The organism is Cryobacterium sp. MLB-32, from assembly GCF_000738085.1.
Lineage (GTDB): Bacteria > Actinomycetota > Actinomycetes > Actinomycetales > Microbacteriaceae > Cryobacterium.
In genome coordinates, this window is record NZ_JPRS01000443.1 from 1 (window position 1) to 798 (window position 798).

The 798-nt window shown below is 58.8% G+C and carries 2 protein-coding genes; both read left to right on the plus strand.

Going from position 1 to position 798, the window contains the following annotated elements:
- Nucleotides 1–110, plus strand: a 110-nt coding sequence (locus JF66_RS19265) for a preprotein translocase subunit SecE (RefSeq protein WP_035880497.1), incomplete at its 5' end; no start/stop codon positions are given.
- A gap of 78 nt (nt 111–188) precedes the next feature.
- On the plus strand, nt 189–798 hold a 610-nt coding region (locus tag JF66_RS19270; RefSeq protein ID WP_035880498.1), incomplete at its 3' end, for a transcription termination/antitermination NusG family protein.

The following is a 798-nucleotide window of genomic DNA, read 5'->3' on the forward strand; positions in this document are numbered from 1 at the left end:
TGAGCTACACCGGTGTCGTGCTCGTGTTCGTTGTGATCATGATGGCCATTGTCTCGGCATTCGACTGGGTATTCGCGCTGGCCGTGACGTTCATGTTCGGCACGCCGTAACACTCCGCCCCCACGTTTGAGCCGTACCGGCAGTTTTCCTGCCGAAGATAGAGCACCACAGAGAAGGATTGAGATTTAGTGACTGAGACGAAGCACGACGATGTCGACTGGGCCACTGCCGCCGAGCAGTCCTCTGAGGACGACGAAGCACAAGAGGGCAACACCCTCGCAGCCGAAGAGACGTCGGTAGAAGCCGCCGAGCACGCTGCCCTGCACGTCGAAGACGAGAACGCCGACATCGAGGTCAACCTTGATGCCGCTCTCGATGCACTCGTCGAGTCTCCAGACCCCGAGGCCGACTCCATCGTCGAGGACGCTCTCGATATCGATTCCGTGGATGAAGCGGATGCCTCGGTTGAGGCCGTTGAAGACGAAGACGAGGTCGCCACCGACGAGGCCGAGGCAGAAGCCGACGCCGACGTTGATCCCTACGACGCCTTCCGCAAGGAACTGCGTTTCCTGCCGGGTAAGTGGTACGTCATTCACTCGTACGCCGGCTTCGAACGTCGCGTGAAGTCGAACATCGAGAACCGCAAGCAGTCGATGGCCATGGAAGATTTCATCTACCAGGTCGAGGTTCCGATGGAAGATGTCGTCGAGATCAAGAATGGCCAGCGAAAGATGGTCACTCGAGTGCGTATCCCCGGCTACGTCCTGGTTCGCATGGACCTTGACGAAGACAGCTGGT